This window comes from Erwinia wuhanensis, assembly GCF_030484085.1.
Lineage (GTDB): Bacteria > Pseudomonadota > Gammaproteobacteria > Enterobacterales > Enterobacteriaceae > Erwinia > Erwinia aeris.
This window is the reverse complement of sequence record NZ_JAUJUH010000003.1, coordinates 489,451-506,443: the sequence shown is the minus strand read 5'-3', so window position 1 is coordinate 506,443 and position 16,993 is coordinate 489,451. Positions and strand designations below refer to the sequence as shown.

The window sequence follows — 16,993 nt, the reverse complement described above, 5'->3', positions numbered from 1 at the left end:
CCTTACAAAGGTTTCAGTTCAATACGCTTGATATCGCGTACCAGCACCAGGTAGCTCATCACCGCGACAAACGCATGAATACAAACGTAAATCAGCGCGCCGTTATAGGAGCCGGTCGTGGCGATGATGTAACCGATCACCACCGGCGTGACGATGCCGGAAATGTTGCCGAACATATTGAACAGCCCGCCGCTAAGCCCGCTGATCTCTTTCGGCGCGGTATCCGCCATCACCGCCCAGCCCAGCGCGCCAATCCCTTTGCCGAAGAAAGCCAGCGCCATAAAGAACACCACCACCCATTCCGTATCGACGTAGTTACAGACCACCATGGTGATAGAGAGCAGCATGCCGAGAACGATTGGGGTTTTACGGGCGATATTCAGCGAGCCGGTTTTACGCATCAGCCAGTCGGAAATAATGCCGCCCAGCACGCCGCCCAGGAAACCGCAGATGGCCGGAATCGACGCCACCATGCCGGCCTTCAGAATGGACATGCCGCGCGCCTGCACCAGATAAACCGGGAACCAGGTGATAAAGAAGTAGGTTAAGGCGTTAATGCAGTACTGACCCAGGTAGATACCTATCATCATTCTTGAGGTAATCAGCTGCTTTATCTGCGCTTTTTTCTCCGCCCAGCTGACCTTACGCTCGGCTTTTTTCATATCCATATTAATCAGCGCGCCGCCCTGCTCCATATATTCCAGCTCGGCTTTATTGACGCCCGGATGGTCGTTCGGATCGTGGATCACTTTGAGCCAGATAAAGCTGATGATGATGCCCAGCCCGCCCATAAACCAGAACACGTGCGCCCAGCCGACTTCGGAGGTAAGCCAGCCCATGATCGGCGCGAAGATCACCGTGGCGAAGTACTGCGCCGAGTTAAAAATAGCGACGGCGGTGCCGCGTTCCTGCGCGGGGAACCAGGCGGCGACGATGCGGCTGTTGCCGGGAAAAGAAGGCGCTTCCGCCAGGCCGACCATAAACCTGAGCATAAACAGCGTGACGATAATGCTGAAGCCGCTGAGCAGATCGACAAAGCCCTGCAACAGCGTGAACAGCGACCACAGGAAGATGCTCCAGAAATAGACGCGCTTTGAGCCGAACCGGTCCAGCAGCCAGCCGCCGGGGATCTGCCCTATTACGTAAGCCCATGAGAAAGCGGAGAAGATATAGCCCAGCCCGACCGGATCCAGCCCGATGTCTTTTGACATTGCCGAACCGGCGATAGCGATAGTGGCGCGGTCGCCATAATTAAATGAGGTGACGATAAATAGCATCACCACTATCCAGTAGCGAGCATTAGTTCTTTTTTGCACGGTGCTCGCAGCACTGCTGATTGAATCCATGATGCACTCCTGAAATATAGCGGTCAGGCAAACTCACTCTGGACTGCATACACATCGCGTTGGGTATCAGAATGATGTCAGGTTAAACACAGCGATTAAGTGGCAGAATAATCACAACGTTCAAAGCTCTCGTCCCGTTTGTTAAAAAGTATAGGGAGGCCACTCAGGTAAAGCACCGGTAAAAAGCACTATTAAAACGGGAAAAACCCAGAGATGTTCTTGCATATGCCCAATTCGTTGCGGAGTGGCTCACGGAAACAGCGGGTTCTGCGGGCGCGGTCACGTTCCCTTTTTCTTTGTGAGCCTCCTCACTGTCGCCTGTACTCTTGCCTGAAAATACGCTGATTGTTACCGCGCCATGTCGGACATTTGCATAATGTTTTCGGCCTGAAGCCTCTCTATACTGTCCAACAGCAGAATAATTCCACCCGAAAACGCTTCTCACCCACCTTTAAAATAAAGAACGTGCCGATTCATTTATCTCAGGACTTGTCGAGCAATGAACATTTCCAGAAACGATCTTCCCCTTTATATAAAGGTGCATGAAAACGATAACGTCGCCATTGTTGTAAATAATAATGGATTAAAGGCTGGTACGACTTTTTCATGCGGACTGGTACTAAAAGAACATATTCCCCAGGGACATAAAGTTGCATTAAACGATATTGCGCAAGGCGGCGATATTATTCGCTATGGCGAAGTGATTGGTTATGCGGTGCGCGATATTCCTCGCGGCGGCTGGATTGACGAGTCGCTGGTGGTGTTGCCGGAAGCGCCGGATCTCGCCAGCCTGCCGCTGGCCAACAATGTGCCGCCCGCCCTGCCGCCGCTTGAAGGCTACACCTTTGAAGGCTATCGCAACGCCGACGGCAGCGTGGGCACGCGCAACCTGCTGGGGATTACTACCAGCGTGCACTGCGTGGCGGGCGTGGTCGATTACGTGGTGCAGATTATTGAGCGTGAATTGCTGCCAAAATATCCTAACGTCGATGGCGTGGTGGCGCTGAATCACCTTTACGGCTGCGGCGTGGCGATCAACGCGCCGGCCGCCGTGGTGCCGATCCGTACCATTCACAACCTGGCGCTGAACGCCAACTTCGGCGGCGAAGTAATGATTGTCGGCCTGGGCTGTGAGAAACTTCAGCCCGAGCGCCTGCTGGAAGGCACGCCCGACGTACAGGCGATTTCGCTGGATGATAATGACGTGGTGCGCCTACAGGATGAGAAGCATGTTGGCTTTGAATCTATGGTTGCCGATATTTTGCAGGTTGCCGAACGCCATCTGCAACGCCTGAACCAGCGCCAGCGTGAAACGGTACCGGCAGCGGAACTGATCGTCGGTATGCAGTGCGGCGGCAGCGATGCCTTTTCCGGCGTAACCGCCAACCCGGCGGTAGGTTTCGCTTCCGATCTGCTGGTGCGCTGCGGCGCGACGGTGATGTTCTCCGAGGTGACCGAAGTGCGCGATGCGGTGCATCTGCTGACGCCGCGCGTGGCGACACAGGAAGTCGGCCAGCGGCTGCTGGAAGAGATGGCCTGGTACGATGACTATCTGAATATGGGCAAAACCGATCGCAGCGCTAACCCTTCGCCCGGCAACAAAAAAGGCGGGCTGGCGAACGTGGTGGAAAAGGCGCTGGGTTCTATCGCCAAATCGGGCCGCAGCGCTATCGTTGAGGTGCTGTCGCCAGGCCAGCGCCCCACCAAACGCGGCCTGATCTATGCCGCCACACCCGCCAGTGATTTTGTCTGCGGCACGCAGCAGATGGCTTCCGGCATTACTTTGCAGGTGTTTACTACAGGACGCGGCACGCCTTACGGCCTGGCGGCTATCCCCGTAATCAAAATGGCGACGCGCAACGCGCTGGCGGAAAGATGGCATGACTTAATGGATATCAATGCGGGGACGATTGCGACGGGCGAGGAAACCATAGAACAGGTAGGCTGGCGGCTGTTTGAGCTGATCCTGGATATCGCCAGCGGCCGGAAACAAACCTGGTCCGACCGCTGGGGGATCCGTAACTCGCTGGCGGTATTCAATCCGGCACCGGTTACCTGATGCTGCGGGCCTTCCCTTTAAGGCGAAGGCCCGGCTATTAATCCAGCTGCTTCAGCCAGGCTTCAACCCACGGCGAAGAAAGCGTTTCAGGCTCCGGATAGTCGTTAGCATCGATCAGCAGTACATCGCCGACCCGCTTCGCCGAGTGCTCCTGCAACAGCGCATCGAACTTTTTCCCCGCGCCGCAGAAATCATCGTAGTTGCTGTCGCCCAGCGCAATCACGCCGTAGCGCAGAGTGGGCTGATGGCCCAGCTTGTCTTTGATAGCATAAAACAGCGGCGTGATGCTGTCCGGCAGATCACCCTGAGCCGTGGTCGAGGTGATCACCAATGCCACGCCGTCGGCGTAACGCTGCCACTGTTCAAGCGTGGGATCTTCAAAAATTTCCACCTGATGACCGGCATCCGTCAATAAAGGCTCCGCCTCTTCCGCCACCAGCAGCGCGTTACCGTAAACCGTTCCTACAAAAATGCCTATTTGCGCCATGCTTATCTCCTCGTTGCCTGGTCTGAACCGCTATCCTGCAGGCAAGATGCCGCAAACTCAACCCTGGGAAGATTGGGGAGAGCGTCTTCCCAGCCAAACTGCGCCATCATTCCCTGCCAGACCGAGTCCAGACCCGCGCGCAGCAGCAAAGGCTCGCCCGTTACCGGATGCGTCAGCCGCAGTTCGCTGGCGTGCAGCATCAGCCGCGTCATGCCGAAGTGCTGTGCCGCGCTGCGATTCTGCCGCAGATCGCCGTGCGCGCTGTCGCCGATAATCGGATGGCGCAGATGGGTCATATGCCGACGCAGCTGGTGCTTGCGGCCCGTCTGCGGCTTCAGCTCCATCAGCGTATAGCGCGAGGTATCGTACCGGCTGACCGGCACCGGCAGCTCCGCTTTATCCAGCGCGCGCCAGTGGGTCACGGCAGGCTGCGGTTCCTTATTCTGCTCGCTGAACTTGTCAGCGATCTTATCCAGCTCTTCAGTTAATGCGTAATCCAGCGTTTCTTCGCCATCCAGCCAGCCTCTGACCACGGCATGATAGGTTTTTTGCAGCTGGTGCTGCTCAAACTGCTGCGAAAGCAGGCGGGCGACCTCGCTGGATAAGCCCATCAACAGCACGCCCGACGTGGGGCGATCGAGCCGATGAACGGTAAATACGTGCTGGCCTATCTGATCGCGCACGGTTTGCATCACGAAAACGCTTTCATGCCTGTCGAGCCAGCTGCGGTGCACCAGCCAGCCTGAGGGTTTATTCACCGCGACCAGCCACTCGTCCTGATAAAGGATCTCCAGCATCAGGCGTCGTGCTCGAACAGTTGATCAAGCTGGTTCAGCATGTGCAGCAGATTGGCGCGGCCCGGAATAGCACCTTCCAGCGCCACTTCATAATAAGGGGCGATAGCCAGCTTTACCGGCAAAGCAGACTGCGCATCCAGCAGCGCCTGCATACGCGGCAGGAAAACCCACTGTAGCCACTGGATCGGCATCATGGTATCTACGCAAAAAGGCTCGGTGCTTTCAAACGCCTCGGCGTTTGGCGCGCAGTTTTGCCACAGCCCGGCGTCATGTAAGGCCTGCTCAATAGCCTGCAGGCGATTGCGGATTTCAAGTTCCCGGCTCATCTAAGCTCTCCTGGTCAGTTTTAAAGGGTCGCAAGCATAGCATTACCGCCGACAACGGGATAAGTATGGACGAAAAAAAGGGAGCACTGTAAAAACAGTGCTCCCGGTTCGTTCGCAGCAATCCAGCTACTTTTAGTGCTCCCTGCTCATCCCTGATAACTTTGTCCTGCAGTTTTCCCTACACTTTCACCGTCAATGGCGATGTCCCTGAGCATCCTGGCTTACCGCTCTCCGGCAGTACGTTTCTCCTTCCCGGAGGTGTCCCTTTTTCTCACTCCTGAGATATCTTGCGCAGATCTGAAGTCCTTAACAGGTGCTTTCAGTCTACCGACCGGCTTGTTCCTTAAGCCACCATCCCTTGCGACAGGATCAAGTTTGCCTTAATGAACCTGACAAACAATAGGCTGAAAACTTTTTTTTGACCCCGGCAGGTTTTTTTACGAAAAGCGTTATAACAACTTTATGATTTGCTTTGCTTTTACCGGAGAAAACGCCTTTTTTTCTTAAGATATAAAAGCGATCTCTTACAGACTCTGTAAGAGATCTCTCACAAGATAAATGACGCTTTACCTTAAGGGATCAATAATCGGTAAAGAAACAAGGAATTGCTCCAGGTTCGCGGCCAGTACCGTCTGCTTTTTAGTACCCAGCTTTTCCAGAATCACTTCCCCGCTCAAATTACATACGGAAATGATTTCCAGCTCGGATGGTGTGGTAGCAATAAAAAACGTAGGCGAATGTTTAAGACGGCGCTTCATAACCAGATGGCCGATCAAGTTTTCCTGCATACGCTCGAAATCGTCTTCGCTCCATATTTGCAGCAGCGTGCAGGGCTGGCCGTTGACCAGCGTCTTCATATCGCCTGCAAACTGCGAGGTGTACCAGGCAACGACGGCAGGCTGAATTTGTAAATCGAGCGCGCGCTCTACGTTTTCCAGGTTTTTGGCGAGGGTAAAGGGCTGCGGTAGCCACCAGACCTCATCGCCAACGGTTTGCTGCACGCAGGGCGAGGGAACGCCATACAGCTCGCTGCTGGCGGGCGGATGACCGCATTCGCTGACCCACCGGTCGCAATAGTTGCGGGTAAAATCAGCCAGGGCGCGGGAGGTTTCATCAATCATTCTTTTTTCACTCTCTGGTGCCTGAGTTACACTAAGGCTATACGTTTTTAGTTGCGTCGCCCGGGCCTTCCCGGCCGCAGACGATTGACCACTTCACCTGTCATATCAGGCTATAAGGTAATGCAATGTCTTCAGATACACATCAGGCGCTGAGCGGCCTGACGTTAGGAAAACCCACAGAGTACCACGACCAGTATCAGCCTTCTTTGCTCCAGGCGGTGCCAAGAAGCATGAACCGTGAGCCGCTGGGGCTCTATCCTGACAGTTTGCCCTTCCACGGCGCCGATATCTGGACGCTGTACGAACTCTCCTGGCTGAATGCCAAAGGCCTGCCGCAGGTGGCGATTGGCGAAGTCAGCCTGGATGCCCACAGCGTTAACCTGATCGAGTCCAAGAGCTTTAAGCTCTATCTTAACAGCTTTAATCAGACCCGCTTTGGTGACTGGGGCGAAGTCCGGGCGACGCTGGAGCGCGACCTCAGCGCCTGCGCGCAGGGTGAGGTCAGCGTTGCGCTGTTCCGGCTGCGGGAAATTGAAGGCCAGCCGATAGGCCACTTCAGCGGCCACTGCATTGACGAGCAGGATATTGAGATCGACAGCTATACCTTCAGCACCGACTATCTCCAGCAAGCCACGCAGCCGGAAGTAGTGGAAGAAAAACTGGTGAGCCATCTGCTGAAGTCCAATTGTCTGATCACCAACCAGCCGGACTGGGGTTCAGTGCAAATCAGCTATCGCGGCCCGCGTATCCAGCGTGAGGCGCTGCTGCGCTACCTGGTGTCGTTCCGGCACCATAACGAATTTCATGAGCAGTGCGTTGAGCGCATTTTCAATGATATCTTGCGCTTCTGCCAGCCGGAAAGCCTGAGCGTTTATGCCCGCTATACCCGTCGCGGCGGCCTGGATATCAATCCCTGGCGCAGCAACGGCGCATTTAAACCCGGCCTGTCCAGGCTGGTACGCCAGTAGCACTTTGCGTACCGTCGCGCATAAACGCACGATAACGTTGTTAACTGTTTGAGAAGAAGGCTAATCTGAAGCGGGCATCGGGTGCCCGGGAACATTTTTTCGCCGTCACGCTCGCCGTTTATCCGGCGGGCTTTTGATGGGGAGCGACCACCGCCCGGACGGGTGTAAAGGAGTTAATTTGATCACACATATCAGCCCATTAGGCTCCATGGATCTGTTGTCTCAACTGGAAGTCGATATGCTGAAGCGCACCGCCAGCAGCGACCTTTACCAACTCTTCCGCAACTGTTCCCTTGCCGTACTTAACTCCGGCAGCCAGACGGACAGCAGCCATGAACTGCTGTCGCGTTTTGAAAACTTTGACATCAACGTGCTGCGGCGCGAGCGCGGCGTCAAGCTGGAGCTGATTAATCCGCCGGAGGAAGCCTTTGTCGACGGTCGCATCATTCGCTCGCTACAGGCCAACCTGTTTGCCGTGCTGCGCGACATTCTGTTTGTAAATGGTCAGTTTGACAGCGGCTTTCAGCAGCAGGACGTGGATGACTCGGTGCGCATCACCAACCTGGTGTTTTCGCTGCTGCGTAACGCCAGGGCGCTGCACGTCGGCGAGCTGCCGAATACCGTGGTTTGCTGGGGCGGCCACTCGATCAACGCCGTGGAATATCAGTACTGCCGCAACGTCGGTTCGCAGCTGGGCCTGCGCGAGCTGAATATCTGTACCGGCTGCGGGCCGGGCGTCATGGAAGCGCCGATGAAAGGCGCCGCCGTGGGCCACGCGCAGCAGCGTTACAAAGAGAGCCGTTTTATCGGCCTGACCGAACCGTCGATCATTGCCGCCGAGCCGCCGAATCCGCTGGTCAACGAACTGATTATCATGCCGGACATTGAAAAACGTCTGGAAGCCTTTGTGCGTATCGCCCACGGCATCATTATTTTCCCGGGCGGCGTGGGTACGGCGGAAGAGCTGCTCTATCTGCTGGGCATCCTGATGAATCCGCAGAACCGCGATCAGGTGCTGCCGCTGATCCTCACCGGCCCGAAAGAGAGCGCCGATTACTTCCGCGTGCTGGATGAGTTTATCGTCAGCACGCTGGGCGAAGCCGCGCGTCAGCACTACACCATTATTATCGATGACGCGGCGGAAGTGGCGCGCCTGATGAAAAACGCTATGCCGAAGGTGAAAGAGCATCGGCGCGAGACGGGCGACGCCTATAGCTTTAACTGGTCAATCCGCATCGCGCCGAATTTGCAGGTGCCGTTTATGCCCACGCACGAAAATATGGCCAATCTTAATCTTTATCCCAATCAGCCTGCCGAACAGCTGGCGGCCTCGCTGCGCCGCGCGTTCTCCGGCATTGTGGCGGGCAACGTCAAGGAGCCTGGGATCAAAGCGATTAAGGAACAAGGCCCGTATAAGATACACGGCGATGCAGAAATCATGCGCCGCATGGACGATTTGTTACAGGGATTTGTTGCCCAGCACCGCATGAAGCTGCCGGGAACGGCCTACATCCCCTGCTACGAAATCATTAAGTAACCCTCAGCGGAGCGGCAGCCGTGCCGCTCAGTATCCACTATGACTATTCATCTGTTGATTATTGATGCGCTGAATCTGATTCGTCGCATCCACGCCGTGCAGGATTCTCCCTGCCAGGAAACCTGTATCCATGCTGTGCAACAGCTTATCCTGCACAGCAAGCCGACCCATGCGGTGGCGGTGTTTGACGACGACGATCGCCACGAAGGCTGGCGTCATCAGCGCCTGCCGGACTATAAAGCCGGACGCGCGCCCATGCCGGACACGTTAAAAACAGAGATGCCGCAGATCCGGGCGGCGTTTGAGGCGGCGGGCGTGGCCTGCTGGCACGCGCCGGGCGAAGAGGCGGACGATCTGGCCGCCACTCTGGCGGTAAAGGTTGCCGACAGCGGCCATCAGGCAACCATAGTGTCGACCGATAAGGGCTACTGCCAGCTGCTGGCGCCAAATATTCAAATCCGCGACTACTTTCAGAAGCGCTGGCTGGATTTGCCGTTTATTGAAAAGGAGTTTGGCGTAGCGCCCGCGCAGCTGACGGATTACTGGGGGCTGGCCGGTATCAGCAGCAGTAAGATCCCAGGCGTGGCGGGCATTGGCGCGAAAAGCGCGGCAGAGCTGCTGCAAACCTACGGCTCGCTGGCGGCGATTTACGAGCGGCTGCCGGAAGTGGCGGATAAATGGCGCAAGAAGCTGGAGCAGCAGCAGGAGATGGCGCATCTCTGCCGCGAGGTGGCGACACTGAAAACCGATCTGCATCTGGCCGGCAACCTGAAGGATCTGCGGCTGCCGTAAAGGCAAGCGCGCGTCCCGGGCCTGACGTTGATAACGGACATAGCGGCAACTTCATTGCCGCCTGTCTTTTGCCAGCGGTCTGCGGCCCGGACTCTCTTTAGCGCTCGTCGCGGCGTCCTGGCGTCGCGCCCCAGATGCGGCGAATATGCACGGTAACTTCTTCGCGATCGTGATAAAGCTGGCGCGCCTGAATTTGCGCGTTGATGCCGTTGGCCTTCAGCTTTTCGTCGATCATCGCCAGGTTTTGTGAGACTTCTTCATAGCGCTTTTTCATCGGCAGCTTGAGGTTGAAAATGGTTTCACGGCACCAGCCGTTCACCAGCCAGTCGGCCATCAGGTTAGCCACGCGTACCGGTTTTTCCACCATATCGCATACCAGCCAGTAGATGTTGCTGCGCGTCGGGCGATATTTAAAGCCGTCCTCGCGATGGTGGAAAACCTGCCCGGTATCCATCAGGCTCGGCGCCATCGGGCCGTTATCAACGGCGTGCACCATCATGCTGCGCTTCACCAGCTGATAAGTCCAGCCGCCGGGACAGGCGCCCAAATCGACCGCATAAAGGCCGCTGCCCAGGCGTTCTTCCCATTCGTCGGCCGGTACAAAAACGTGAAACGCTTCTTCCAGCTTTAACGTCGAGCGGCTTGGCGCGTCGGACGGGAACTTCAGCCGTGGAATGCCCATAAAGAACGGGGAGTTGTTCTGCGGCAGCGAGTAGCCGACGTAGCAGTAGCCCGGCGCGATAAAAAAGACGTGCACCACGGGACGCTTGTCGCTTTCGTAATTCAGCAGGATGCCCGCCGAACGCAGGCTGGAACGCAGCGGCACGGTGAACTTGCGGCAGAATTTCAGCAGCTCTTTGCTCTCGTTAGTGTCCGGCACTTCAACCCGCAGCTCGCCGCCCTTTTCCACTACGCCGGTCAGCATCCCCGTCACCGGCGTGACGCGATCCTCAGGAGGCAAATCGCGCAGCAACTCGCCCACAACGATCATCTGACGCGAAAAAATCAGCTCGCTGAAAGGCAGCTCGCGCAGCAGTTTTTCGGCGTCTTCAGGCTGATAGCATTCAAACAGCACGTAAGCGGAATCTTCCTTTACGCGCGCAAAGCCAAATACTTCTCTGGCTGCGGCTTTTGCGGTGATCTCCGCCGCGCACTCTTTTTCAAAGCCCTGACGGCAATAGAGTAAAACTTTATTCATGGCGTTCTGCCCTTTTCTTCAGACGCAGCGCGCCAATCAACATTAAAACCCAGCCAATCAGGAAGCAGAAGCCTCCTACCGGCGTAACGTAAACCCAAAGCTTAAGATGGGACAGCGCCAGACAGTAAAGGCTGCCGCTAAACAGTACGGTGCCCAGCGCCAGCAGCGCGCTGCTCCAGTAAAACCAGATATTGGCGCGGCTGCGCATCGCTGCCGCCAGGCCCAGGATCGCCAGCGTGTGGAAACCCTGATACTCCAGGCCGGTTTTCAACCAGGCCATTTCGCCCGGCCCCAGTGACCGGCTTAATACATGAGCGCCAAATGCGCCCAGCATGACAAAAACAAACCCGCTGATGGCCGTAAAAATCAGCATTGCACGACTCGACATTCTTATCATCCTCTGAGACAGCACGCGCCGCCGCCCTGGCAACGCATGATTAAGGGTTCAGCTTTCGTAGCGGAAGCGGAATTTTTCCTGTTCGCTGGCCGCTTTTGCCAGGATCCACTGACGAAAGGCGGCTATTTTACCCAGTTCTGCCTGACTGTCATGACAAACCAGATAAAAAGCGTTTTTACTTACCAGCACGTCGTTAAAGGGACAGGCCAGCCTGCCCGCTTCTATCTCCGTTTGCGCCATCACGTTGTTCGCCAGCGCCACGCCCTGGCCGTGGATAGCCGCCTGTAAAACCATCGCGCTGTGGCTGAAAATAGGGCCGTGCTGCACGTTGATATTTACGCCCAGCTGGCGCGTATAGGCCTGCCAGTCGCGACGGGAAGCGTCATGCAGCAGCGTAAAGCGCGTCAGATCAGCAGGCGTTTTAAGAGGATTATCGCCGGTTAGCAGCAAAGGTGAACAGACAGGCAGCAAATATTCGGCATAAAGTTTTTCCACCCGCAGGCCCGGCCAGTTGCCGCGCCCATAGAAAATAGCCACGTCTACGTCATCGGCCAGCTTCTCTTCTTCCCGGTCGACGGCCTGGATACGCACGTCTATCCCCGGATAAGCTGAGTTAAAGCTGGACAGGCGCGGCACCAGCCATTGGATCGCAAAGCTGGGCAGCAGGCTGACGGTCAGCGCGCCCTTCGCGCTCCGTGCCTGAAGCTTGCGGGTAGCGTCGTTCAGCGCGGTGAAAATCTCTTTGATATCCAGGTAGTAGCTCTGGCCTTCCTCGGTAAGCAATAAAGAGCGGTTGCGCCGCCGGAACAGCTTAAGGCCCAGAAAATCCTCCAGTGACTTGATCTGATGGCTTACCGCCGCCTGGGTCACAAAAAGCTCTTCTGCGGCCCGGGTAAAACTGAGATGACGTGCGGCAGCATCAAATACGCGCAGGGCATTTAAAGGAGGAAGACGTTTCGACATGATTACCGGTTACAGAATGTTGGCTTCGGACATAAGGCCGCTGACGCAGCTTTACGTATTAGTTTTTTTTATCCGAGCCATTATAATTTGTCCGTTGAGGATGCACCAGCAAATACCTATAGTTGCCGCACTTCCTGAGCCGGAACGAAAAGCAGTTTGAAATTGAAGCGCTTGCGCGGGGATTTTAGAAGGCTTTTGGCTTGTGGTCGTGATGTTGTGTTTGCAATTGATCTGCCTTTTGCAGATCGGGTAGTCCGACTACCGCTTTTAGATTTACCCTGTCTGTCCATAGAGATTTAATAGCACCGCAAATTGCGGTGCTTTTTTTTGCCTGAAACTTACTGGCCCATTTCAACCATTTCTTTTACGTCTGAACGGTTGATCTGCTGCTTGTTGCCGTTAGCATCTTTGTAGCTGATCATACCGGTATCGTCATCTACTACGGGTTTGCCGTCGGCGACGATGGTACGGCCATCATTGGTATGCATAACATAATTGCTTGAGCAGGCAGCCAGGGCAAAAGTCATGGCGCAGGCGGCCATAATAGCAGCAAATTTTTTCATCTTTATATCTCCTTGCAGATAGTAATGCGATAAACCACCCGCAATGCGCGATCCCGAGGCAAAAAGCGAGTAAATTGCCTGTCCTGAGAAAGCTTATTTGCGGGTAATAGTTTAAACCTTGCATAAATCAGGATAACTCGCTTTTCAGACATTGCCAGGAAAGCGCCTGTAATTCAGTTGGATTCGGTAAAAACCGCATCAATCCACCCTTATTCGAGGAGAACATGAGCATATTTTCGCCTGTTCATTTTCGCCAGCAGTTTCCCGCGTTGGACGAAGCCGGCATCTATCTTGACAGCGCGGCCACCACGCTGAAGCCAGCGGCGGTGATTGAAGCCACCCAGGCGTTCTACAGTCAGGGGGCCGGAACCGTGCATCGCAGCCAGTTTGCCGCCGCGCGTGCGCTAACCGACCGCTATGAAAATGCCCGTGGTCAGGTGGCGCGACTGCTGAATGCCCCGCTCGCCAGCAATATTGTCTGGACCAAAGGCACCACGGAAGCGATCAACCTGATCGCCCAGGGCTATTTTCGACCACGCCTGCGGCCAGGCGATGAGATCGTCGTCAGCGAAGCCGAGCATCACGCCAATCTGGTGCCATGGCTGATGGTGGCTGAGCAGACCGGCGCCAAAGTGGTGAAGTGGCCGATCGGCAAAGATTTGCTGCCCGGCATCGCGACGCTGGAAACCTTACTGAATGCGCGTACGCGGGTGCTGGCGCTTGGACAAATGTCCAACGTCACCGGTGGCTGCCCGGATTTAAGCAAGGCCGTCGCACTGGCGCATCGCGCGGGCGCAAAGGTGGTTATAGACGGCGCGCAAGGCGTGGCGCATCGGCCGCCCGACGTAGCAGCGCTGGATATCGACTTTTATGCTTTTTCCGCCCATAAGCTTTATGGGCCAATGGGGACAGGCGTGCTCTATAGCAAAACGGCGCTGCTGGAAGCGATGCAGCCCTGGCAGGGCGGCGGAAAAATGCTGACCACCGTCAGCTTTGACGGCTTTACGCCGCAGGCGGTGCCCTGGCGCTTTGAGGCAGGCACGCCCAACGTAGCGGGCGTCATCGGGCTGAGCGCGGCGCTGAGCTGGCTGGAAACAGTGGATATGGCGGCGGCAGAAAGCTGGAGCTGCGGGCTGGCCGACGTGGCGGAAGAGCGGCTGGCGGATCTGCCCGGCTTTCGCAGCTTCCGAGCCAGCGGCTCCAGCCTGCTCGCCTTTGATATCGCGGGCGTACACCACAGTGATATTGTTACGCTGCTGGCGGAAAGCGGCATCGCGCTGCGCGCCGGCCAGCACTGCGCCCAGCCGCTGCTACAGACACTTGGCGTCAACGGCACCCTGCGCGCCTCTTTTGCGCCCTATAATACGCTTAACGATGTTGAAGCGCTGGTCAGCGCCATGACCACCGCACTGGAACTTTTGGCAGATTAACTATGACGACTTTACCGGCTCCGCACCCGTTCGGCACGCTGATTACCGCCGACGGCTTAAAACAGACTTTTTCCGCCTTTACGCAGTGGGAAGAACGCTATCGCCAGCTGATTTTGCTGGGAAAACAGCTGCCCGCACTGGCGGAGGAGTGGAAAACGGCGGAAATCGAACTCAGCGGCTGTGAAAACCGCGTCTGGCTTGGACATCGACAGTCGCCCGACGGCAGCCTGCACTTTTACGGCGACAGCGAAGGCCGCATCGTGCGCGGACTGCTGGCGGTGCTGCTGGTCAGCGTGGAAGGAAAGCTGCCCGAAGAGATATTGCAGAGCGATCCGCTGGCGCTGTTTGATGACCTGGGGCTGCGCGATCAGCTCAGCGCCTCGCGCAGCGCCGGACTGGCGGCACTGGCGACAGCGGTAGTGAAGGCGGCGAGCGAAGCGGGTTAAGCAAATCAGAAGCGGCGTCAGCCGCGCGCCGCTTTCGCCATCATTTTTTTCAGCACGTGGGAAACGGCCACGAAGCCGAAAGTGGCGGTGACCATCGTGGCCGCGCCGAAGCCGGAAGCGCAGTCCATCCGCTTTGGCCCTTCCGCCGTACTGCGTGAAGCGCAAACGGAACCGTCCGGCTGCGGATACATCAGCGCCTCGGTGGAAAACACGCAGTCAATACCCAGCTTGCCCTTGCTGTTTTTAACGATATTGAAATCGCTTTTTAACCGTTCGCGCAACTTAGCCGCCAGCGGATCCTGAATCGTTTTCGCCAGATCCGCCACCTGGACCTGCGTGGGATCGATCTGACCGCCTGCGCCGCCGGTGGTAACCAGCGGGATTTTATTACGGCGGCACCAGGCCAGCAGCGCCGCTTTTGGCCGCACGCTGTCGATGGCGTCAATCACATAGGTAAAGCCGCCGCTCATCAGCTCAGCCGTATTTTCCGCAGTGATAAAGTCATCCACGCAGGTCACTTTGCATTCCGGGTTGATGGCCAGGATGCGTTGCGCCATTACCTCGGTTTTCGCCTGCCCTACTGTGCCTTTCAGCGCGTGGATCTGCCTGTTGGTATTGGTCACGCAGACATCGTCCATATCGATCAGCGTGATGGCGCCGATACCGGTGCGCGCCAGCGCTTCAGCGGCCCAGGAGCCTACGCCGCCAATGCCGATCACGCAGATATGCGCGTCGGCGAAAAGTTGCAGAGCAGACTGACCATATAAGCGTGCCGTGCCGCCAAAGCGCTGTAGCCAGGCGTCGGAAAGAACCCTCATGATTTACCTCAACGTCGGAAACGGGCCGGAAACGCCGGCCCGTTGACCTTAATTATCGACTGACCAGCGCCGCACCGGCATTGCCATTTTGTGCCATAGAGAAAGGAGAAACGCCCGCGCCCGGCGCCGCTTTCAGCACCCAGACGCGACCGTAGTGGTTATACCAGCCTGCCATATGGCCCGCCTGCTCGCCGATACCCTGATAGATATCAAAGTGCTGGCCCTTAATAGCGCCGCCCACGTCGAGCGCCACCATCACGCGCATTTCATATTTGCCGTTGAACTTGCCTTTATCGTTCAGCAAAGGCACCTCCGCCAGCAGTACCGTGCCCGGCGGGATCAGCGAACGATCGGCGGCCACCGAGGCTTTGGCGATCAGCGGTACCGCGCTCGCGCCGCGTACCGGCGCAAACTCTTCCGGCTTAAAGAAGACAAAGGACGGGTTCTGCTCCAGCAGCTCGCGCACCTCGGCCGGGCTGTGGTTTTCGCCCCATTGGCGGATAGCCTGCATCGACATATCTTCGCGCTTCACTTCGCCGCGATCGATCAGCACCTTACCGATGCTACGATAAGCATGGCCGTTCTTGCCGCCGTAGCCGAAGAAGGTCAAAGGACGGCCGTCGCCGTAGTCAACGTAGCCGCTGCCCTGCACGTCCATAATAAAGTTATCCATCAGCGAATTGCTGTAACCGATAACGTAGCGTTCATCCAGGCCGCCGCTGTAGATTTCCGCTCGGCTTGGCAAACGGCGCTTGCCGCGCGGCGGCATGCGGTATAAAGGATACTGAAATTCGCCCTGGCGGGTGTAGCGGGCATGGATAACCGGCGTGTAGTAACCGGTAAACTGCACGTTGCCATAATTGTCGGTGCCTTCCATCTGATACGCATCCACGCCGTACTGGCGCAGCTGCCGCGTATCACCGCCCGCCATCAGCCAGCTTTTTAGCGCGCTGTAGGTGGAGAGCTGGCGGGAAAACATGGCTGGCGAAGCGGCCTGGATTTCCAGCAGCTGATCGGCAAAATCTTTGCCGTTAACGGGGCGCCCTTTGGCGTTAGGTTGATTAACCAGCCCCAGCGGCTGCTGCAGCTTGCCGTCCTTATACTGCTGGCCGCGATCGGTAGGTTTGGAGGAACATCCCGCAAGCAGGGCGATTAACGCCCCGGTGACCATATACTTTGCCCAACGTCCTTTCATTATTCTCTACCTTTATACGCAATTGCAGGCGAAGATAGCAAAGCGCCCCACAGATTAAAACGTCCTCGCCAAAAAGAAGCGTCGGTTTTGCACAACAATACAACAATCGGCTGACAAATTAAGCAGTAAGGGCGATTTCAGGCGTTAATTTGCAAAAAGGGGTTGCAACAAAATCGCCGGAGAGTATAGTGCGCATCCACGGACGCGGGATGGAGCAGCCTGGTAGCTCGTCGGGCTCATAACCCGAAGGTCGTCGGTTCAAATCCGGCTCCCGCAACCAATTCCCTCCGGGGAAAAGCAGTAAACCTGTCGTGATGGAAGCGCCAGGAAGTTCGGACGCGGGATGGAGCAGCCTGGTAGCTCGTCGGGCTCATAACCCGAAGGTCGTCGGTTCAAATCCGGCTCCCGCAACCATTTTCTCAGGAAAATGTAGTAGTAAAAAAGCCTGCCGTGATGGAAGCGTCAGCATCGGACGCGGGATGGAGCAGCCTGGTAGCTCGTCGGGCTCATAACCCGAAGGTCGTCGGTTCGAATCCGGCTCCCGCAACCA

The 16,993-nt window shown here is 56.6% G+C and carries 17 protein-coding genes and 3 tRNA genes; 9 read left to right on the top strand and 11 right to left on the bottom strand.

Annotated elements, in window-relative coordinates; translation table 11 throughout:
- Positions 1-2: 2 nt before the first annotated feature.
- Positions 3-1,346: an MFS transporter gene (locus tag QZH36_RS10035; RefSeq protein WP_253458824.1), complete on the bottom strand. Its 1,344-nt coding sequence runs from the start codon at positions 1,344-1,346 to the stop codon at positions 3-5.
- Between the two features lie 499 nt (positions 1,347-1,845).
- On the opposite strand from QZH36_RS10035, the gene garD reads away from it, so the two are divergent.
- Complete coding sequence (gene garD / locus QZH36_RS10030; RefSeq protein ID WP_301252643.1) at positions 1,846-3,405, top strand: galactarate dehydratase; 1,560 nt, start codon at positions 1,846-1,848, stop codon at positions 3,403-3,405.
- 37 nt (positions 3,406-3,442) lie between these two features.
- On the opposite strand, the gene QZH36_RS10025 is transcribed toward garD, so the two are convergent.
- From QZH36_RS10025 to syd, 4 genes are all read right to left on the bottom strand, one after another.
- Positions 3,443-3,892 (bottom strand): flavodoxin, encoded by a 450-nt coding sequence (locus tag QZH36_RS10025; RefSeq protein ID WP_301730103.1) that lies wholly within the window; start codon positions 3,890-3,892, stop codon positions 3,443-3,445.
- Positions 3,893-3,894: 2 nt separating this feature from the next.
- A complete protein-coding gene (gene truC / locus QZH36_RS10020; protein WP_301730101.1) occupies positions 3,895-4,689 on the bottom strand; it encodes a tRNA pseudouridine(65) synthase TruC in 795 nt (264 codons plus the stop codon).
- Positions 4,689-5,015 carry a YqcC family protein gene (locus QZH36_RS10015; protein ID WP_253458816.1) on the bottom strand — a complete coding sequence of 109 codons (327 nt, stop codon included), beginning with the start codon at positions 5,013-5,015 and terminating at the stop codon, positions 4,689-4,691. The genes truC and QZH36_RS10015 overlap by 1 nt, the downstream gene beginning before the upstream one ends.
- Positions 5,016-5,581: 566 nt before the next feature.
- A complete protein-coding gene (syd, locus tag QZH36_RS10010) occupies positions 5,582-6,136 on the bottom strand; it encodes a SecY-interacting protein (protein WP_253458814.1) in 555 nt (184 codons plus the stop codon).
- 125 nt (positions 6,137-6,261) lie between these two features.
- Here syd and queF point away from each other — a divergent pair, with 125 nt between their 5' ends.
- The 3 genes from queF (at position 6,262) to xni (ending at position 9,433) form a co-directional block, all read left to right on the top strand.
- A complete protein-coding gene (gene queF / locus QZH36_RS10005) occupies positions 6,262-7,104 on the top strand; it encodes an NADPH-dependent 7-cyano-7-deazaguanine reductase QueF (RefSeq protein WP_253458812.1) in 843 nt (280 codons plus the stop codon).
- A 178-nt stretch (positions 7,105-7,282) separates the two neighbouring features.
- A complete protein-coding gene (gene ppnN, locus QZH36_RS10000; protein WP_253458809.1) occupies positions 7,283-8,641 on the top strand; it encodes a nucleotide 5'-monophosphate nucleosidase PpnN in 1,359 nt (452 codons plus the stop codon).
- A 39-nt stretch (positions 8,642-8,680) separates the two neighbouring features.
- Positions 8,681-9,433, top strand: a complete 753-nt coding sequence (gene xni, locus QZH36_RS09995; RefSeq protein WP_301252645.1) for a flap endonuclease Xni — start codon at positions 8,681-8,683, stop codon at positions 9,431-9,433.
- A 97-nt stretch (positions 9,434-9,530) separates the two neighbouring features.
- Here xni and rlmM read toward each other — a convergent pair whose 3' ends face one another.
- The 4 genes from rlmM to QZH36_RS09975 all read right to left on the bottom strand — a co-directional run bounded on the left by rlmM (position 9,531) and on the right by QZH36_RS09975 (position 12,554).
- Positions 9,531-10,631 (bottom strand): 23S rRNA (cytidine(2498)-2'-O)-methyltransferase RlmM, encoded by a 1,101-nt coding sequence (gene rlmM / locus QZH36_RS09990; RefSeq protein ID WP_301730100.1) that lies wholly within the window; start codon positions 10,629-10,631, stop codon positions 9,531-9,533.
- Positions 10,624-11,019 (bottom strand): DUF423 domain-containing protein, encoded by a 396-nt coding sequence (locus QZH36_RS09985; protein ID WP_253458802.1) that lies wholly within the window; start codon positions 11,017-11,019, stop codon positions 10,624-10,626. The genes rlmM and QZH36_RS09985 overlap by 8 nt, the downstream gene beginning before the upstream one ends.
- Positions 11,020-11,076: 57 nt before the next feature.
- On the bottom strand, positions 11,077-11,991 hold the full coding sequence (locus tag QZH36_RS09980) for a transcriptional regulator GcvA (RefSeq protein ID WP_125287404.1): 915 nt from the start codon (positions 11,989-11,991) through the stop codon (positions 11,077-11,079).
- A gap of 338 nt (positions 11,992-12,329) precedes the next feature.
- Positions 12,330-12,554: a YgdI/YgdR family lipoprotein gene (locus tag QZH36_RS09975; RefSeq protein ID WP_253458800.1), complete on the bottom strand. Its 225-nt coding sequence runs from the start codon at positions 12,552-12,554 to the stop codon at positions 12,330-12,332.
- A 224-nt stretch (positions 12,555-12,778) separates the two neighbouring features.
- Between QZH36_RS09975 and csdA the strand changes: the two genes are divergently transcribed.
- Both csdA and csdE read left to right on the top strand, forming a co-directional pair.
- On the top strand, positions 12,779-13,984 hold the full coding sequence (csdA, locus tag QZH36_RS09970; RefSeq protein WP_301730099.1) for a cysteine desulfurase CsdA: 1,206 nt from the start codon (positions 12,779-12,781) through the stop codon (positions 13,982-13,984).
- A gap of 2 nt (positions 13,985-13,986) precedes the next feature.
- Positions 13,987-14,430, top strand: coding sequence for a cysteine desulfurase sulfur acceptor subunit CsdE (gene csdE, locus QZH36_RS09965; RefSeq protein WP_301730098.1), 444 nt, complete (start codon positions 13,987-13,989; stop codon positions 14,428-14,430).
- Between the two features lie 17 nt (positions 14,431-14,447).
- On the opposite strand, the gene tcdA is transcribed toward csdE, so the two are convergent.
- The gene (gene tcdA / locus QZH36_RS09960) at positions 14,448-15,248 is read right to left on the bottom strand and encodes a tRNA cyclic N6-threonylcarbamoyladenosine(37) synthase TcdA (protein ID WP_301730097.1); all 801 of its coding nucleotides are present in this window, start codon (positions 15,246-15,248) and stop codon (positions 14,448-14,450) included.
- A 52-nt stretch (positions 15,249-15,300) separates the two neighbouring features.
- Positions 15,301-16,443 (bottom strand): murein transglycosylase A, encoded by a 1,143-nt coding sequence (gene mltA / locus QZH36_RS09955; protein WP_253458791.1) that lies wholly within the window; start codon positions 16,441-16,443, stop codon positions 15,301-15,303.
- Between the two features lie 203 nt (positions 16,444-16,646).
- Here mltA and QZH36_RS09950 point away from each other — a divergent pair.
- The 3 genes from QZH36_RS09950 to QZH36_RS09940 all read left to right on the top strand — a co-directional run bounded on the left by QZH36_RS09950 (position 16,647) and on the right by QZH36_RS09940 (position 16,993).
- Positions 16,647-16,723, top strand: a tRNA-Met gene (locus QZH36_RS09950).
- Positions 16,724-16,780: 57 nt separating this feature from the next.
- A tRNA-Met gene (locus QZH36_RS09945) sits at positions 16,781-16,857 on the top strand.
- A gap of 59 nt (positions 16,858-16,916) precedes the next feature.
- Positions 16,917-16,993 (top strand) — tRNA-Met (locus tag QZH36_RS09940).